Below are 4,574 nucleotides of genomic sequence, written 5' to 3'. Positions count from 1 at the left end.
GTACCGAAGCGGTGGGCGGTGATGGACACGGCCTGCTCGCGCAGGAAGGGCAGCAGCTCGACGTGCCCGGCACGGGTGACCTCGCCCGCGTACACCGCGACCGAGGGCGAGCCGCCCGTGGCGTCGGCGACCGCGGCGGTCGACCCGCCGAGGAGGCGCACCCGTCCACCGGTGCGGGCCAGGCGCGCGGCGCGGCGCGCCCAGTCCGCGGCGTCCTCGACCGCCGCGCGCACGCCCACGCCCTCGAGCCAGGCGCGGACGGCGGGCGGGAGCTCCGCGGCGCAGCTCACGGTGATTGTCGAGCCGGCGCGGACGCCCGCGGCGACCACCCGCACGAGAGCGGACGACGACGCGTCCTCGAGGCGCACGGTCACCGGCATCGCGGCGTAGCGCAGGACGTTCTGCTCCGACTCCAGGCCGGTCACGTCGCGGGCCAGCGAGAACTCCTCGGCCCATGCGGCGGCGTCGCTCGCGAGCGCGTCGGCGAGCCAGTCGCGGTCGGCGGCGGGCACGGCGGCCAGCGCCGGCGCGGCGAGGGCGTCGGGGGTGCGCGGGGCGGCGGAGGCGGCATCCGTCCACTCTCCGAACCCGTACAGGTAGTGGGGTCCGCCGGCCTTGGTGCCCGCGCCGACGGCGGACTTCTTCCAGCCGCCGAACGGCTGACGCTGCACGATCGCGCCGGTGGTGCCGCGGTTGACGTAGACGTTGCCGGCCTCGATGCGCGCGAGCCAGGTGTCGATCTCGGCGGTGTCCAGCGCGTGCAGGCCCGAGGTGAGGCCGTACTCGATCGCGTTGACGATCTCGATCGCCTCGTCGAGCGTCTCGGCGGTCATGATCCCGAGCACGGGACCGAAGTACTCGGTGCGGTGGAACGCGCTGCCGGGCTGCACCCCCTCGCGGATGCCGGGGCGCCACAGCGCGCCGTCCTCGTCGAGGCGCTGGGGCTCGACGACCCACCGCTGGCCGGGCTCGAGGGTCGTGAGCGCGGTCAGCAGCTTGCCCTGGGCCGGCTCGATGAGCGGGCCGACGCGCGAGGCCTCGTCCCACGGCATCCCGACCTCGAGGGAGGTGACCGCGTCGACGAGCTGGTCGCGGAAGCGGCGCGAGCGGGCGACCGACCCCACGAGGACGACGAGGGATGCCGCGGAGCACTTCTGTCCGGCGTGTCCGAAGGCCGACATCGCGACGTCCTTCGCCGCGAGGTCGAGGTCGGCGCTGGGGGTGACGATCACGGCGTTCTTTCCGCTCGTCTCGGCCAGCAGCGGCAGGTCGGCGCGGAAGGAGCGGAACAGCTCGGCCGTCTCGTACGCACCGGTGAGCACGACCCGCTCGACGGCGGGGTGCGTGAGCAGCTGACGGCCGAGGTCGTTCTCGGACACCTGCACGAGCTTCAGCACCTCGCGCGGGACCCCCGCCTGCCAGAGGGCCTCGACCATGACCGCGCCGGAGCGCTCGGCGAGCGCCGCGGGCTTGATCACCACGGCGGAGCCGGCCGCGAGGGCGGCGAGCGTCGAGCCGGCGGGGATCGCGACGGGGAAGTTCCACGGCGGGGTGACCACGGTCACACCGACCGGGGTGAACGTCGCGCCGTCGACGGCCTCGAGGCCGCGCGCCTGCTCGGCGTAGTAGTGCGCGAAATCGATCGCCTCGGACACCTCGGGGTCGCTCTGCTCGATCACCTTTCCGCACTCGGCGCCCATGACCTCGAGCAGGTCGGCGCGGCGGGCCTCGAGCGCATCGCCCGCGCGGTGCAGGATCTCGGCGCGACCGGCGGCCCCGAGCGCGCGCCACGCGGCGGCGGCGTCCACGGCATCCTGGATCAGCGTGTTCAGCGCCGCTTCGTCGGTGACGGTGTGGGCGGCGATGGTCTGCGCGCCGAGCGTCGAGTCCTTCATGCGGGCCACGATCGCGCGCGACCAGTCGCGGTTCGCCGCGATCGCCGGGTCGGAGTCGGGGGTGTTGCGGAACCCGTGCGCGGGGGCCGGCACGGCGGGCGCGGTGCGGTCCTGCACGCGGTGCGACGCCGGGACCCCCTCGGGCATGTCGGCGAGGGATGCCAGGAAGCGGTCGCGCTCGCGAGCGAACAGCGCCGCGTGGGTGTCGAGGTCGAACACCGCCGACATGAAGTTCTCGCTCGATGCGCCCTCTTCGAGGCGGCGGATGAGGTACGCGATCGCGACGTCGAACTCCTGCGGGTGCACGACGGGGGTGTACAGCAGGATCGATCCGACCGTGCGGCGAACGACCGCCTGCTGCGCGGTGGCCATCCCCAGGAGCATCTCGACGTCGATGCCGCCGGTCACCCCGCGGCGCTCGGCGAGCAGCCAGGCCAGGGCCACGTCGAACAGGTTGTGTCCGGCGACGCCGATGCGGACGTTGCGGGTGTGCTCGGGGCGCAGCGCGTAGTCGAGCACCGCCTTGTACGACGCGTCGGTCGCCTGCTTCGACGGCCAGGTCGCCAGCGGCCAGTCGTGCACGTCGGCATCCACGCGTTCCATCGGCAGGTTGGCGCCCTTGACGACGCGCACCTTGATGGGGGCACCTCCGGATGCCACGCGCGCGGCCGTCCACTCCTGCAGGCGGATCATCGCGGCGAGGGCGTCGGGCAGGTACGCCTGCAGGACGATCCCGGCCTCGACGCCGTGGAACTCGGGCTCGGACAGCAGCGTCTCGAACACGGCGAGGGTGAGGTCGAGATCCTTGAACTCCTCCATGTCGAGGTTGAGGAACGTGCCCGTCTCTTTCGCGACCCGGTACAGGGGGCGCAGGGCCGCGACGGCGTCGTCGACCGCCGCGTCGAAGGCCCAGGGGGTGTGCGGCGCGACGGTCGACGACACCTTGATCGAGACGTAGTCGACGTCGTCGCGCGAGAGCAGCGTGCGCGTGCCGGCCAAGCGCCGCGCCGCCTCCTTCTTGCCGAGGATCGCCTCGCCGAGCAGGTTGACGTTGAGGCGGATGCCGTCGCCTCGCCCGCGGATGGCGGCGATGGCGTCGCCGAGCTTGCGGTCGCTCGCGTCGACGATCAGGTGCCGCACCATCGCGCGCAGCGCCGTGCGGGCGGCGGGGACGACCACCTGCGGCAGGATCGGCGCCGTGAGCGCACCGAGTCGGATCGCGGCCTTGAGGTGCAGCGGGAGGAATCCGGGGATCAGGGGGGCGAGGGCGGAGAGGTTGCGGGCGGCGACGCGCACGTCCTCGGGGCGGACGACGCCGTCGACGAAGCCGACCGTGAAGTCCAAGCCGTTCGCATCGCGCAGCACGCCCGCGAGGCGCTGGGCGGCAGCGTCGACAGGCTCGTCGCGGCTCTCGGTGAGCCAGCGGCGGACGAGCGCGATCGCCTCGTCGGCGAGCTCGTGGGGGGTGACGAGTGCGGCGGGGGTGGTGCCGGACGTGGTGTCGGGGACATCGGTGAGCGACATGGCGATCCTTCCTCGGATGCTCTCAGCATGGGGCTCCCGTTCGTTCGAGAAAAGCGATGATTACCGATGCATACTGTTCGGTAAAGCCGAAGGGATGCCGTGTTCGATCTACGCCGCCTGCGCCTGCTGCACGAGCTGAGCGTGCGGGGCACGCTCGCCGCCGTCGCGGACGCCCTGTCGTACAGCCCGTCGACCATCTCGCAGCAGCTGAACCTGCTCGAGAAAGAGGCCGGGGTGCCGTTGCTCGAGCCGGACGGGCGTCGGGTACGCCTCACCGCGCAGGGTGCCGCCCTGGCCGCGCACGCCGCGCGCATGCTCGCCGCCGACGAGGCCGCCCGCGCCGAACTCGAACGCATGCGTCCCTCGCTCGCCCCCGTGCGGCTGGCCGTCATGCAGTCCGCGGCGCACGGACTGCTGCCGCGCGCACTCGACGCCCTCGCCGCCGGCGAACCGCAGCTGCGGGTCGAGATCGCCGAGCTCGCCCCCGAGGAGGGCCTGTTCGAGGTGGCGGCGCGTGGCTTCGACCTCGCGGTCGCCGAGCAGTACCCCGGTCACACGCGCGAGCACCGCGAGGGACTCGAGCGCGGGCTGCTGGGGCGGGATGCCATCCGCCTCGCGGTCGCGCGCGGCGACCGGGCGCGGCGGCTCGACGACCTCCGTGACCGCGCGTGGGTGATGGAGCCCGTCGGCACCGCCGCCCGCCAGTGGGCGACGCAGCAGTGCCGTGCCGCCGGGTTCGAACCCGACGTGCGGTTCGAGATGGCCGATCTGACCGCGCACGTCCGGCTCGTGGCATCCGGTCATGCCGTGGGCATGATCCCCGACCTGGTGTTCGCGGGCGAGACGCCGCCCGTGCGGCTGGTCGATCTGCCGGGCGAACCGCGCCGCGAGGTGTTCACGGCCGTGCGCCGCGGAACGGCCGACCGCCCCGGCGTCCGCGCGGTGCGCGGGGCACTGCAGGTGGCGTACGACCGGGGCGGTCGGTAGGGGGTCGCGCGCCGGCCGGCGCCGGGCGGTCGGCGCCCGTGGTCGACGCCCGGTGGTCGGCTCCCGGTGGTCGGCGCCCGTGGTCGGCGCCCGGTGGTCGGCGCCCGGTGGTCGCCTCCTGGTGGTCGGCGCCCGGCGCCGCCCGGCGCCGTCGCGAAACTCGGACAC

General features: G+C 74.0%; 2 protein-coding genes. One reads left to right on the top strand and one right to left on the bottom strand.

The features are described from left to right. Positions 1-3,419 (bottom strand): bifunctional proline dehydrogenase/L-glutamate gamma-semialdehyde dehydrogenase (locus DBR36_RS07480; protein WP_108318255.1); only part of this gene is annotated, 3,419 nt, incomplete at its 3' end. Between the two features lie 99 nt (positions 3,420-3,518). Here DBR36_RS07480 and DBR36_RS07475 point away from each other — a divergent pair. Next, the gene (locus DBR36_RS07475; RefSeq protein WP_108318254.1) at positions 3,519-4,406 is read left to right on the top strand and encodes a LysR family transcriptional regulator; all 888 of its coding nucleotides are present in this window, start codon (positions 3,519-3,521) and stop codon (positions 4,404-4,406) included. Positions 4,407-4,574: the final 168 nt, after the last annotated feature.

Origin of the sequence: Microbacterium sp. HMWF026, from assembly GCF_003061325.1 — a bacterium.
Lineage (GTDB): Bacteria > Actinomycetota > Actinomycetes > Actinomycetales > Microbacteriaceae > Microbacterium > Microbacterium testaceum_E.
Note: the sequence above shows the minus strand (reverse complement) of the source record. Positions and strands in the feature narration are given on the sequence as shown.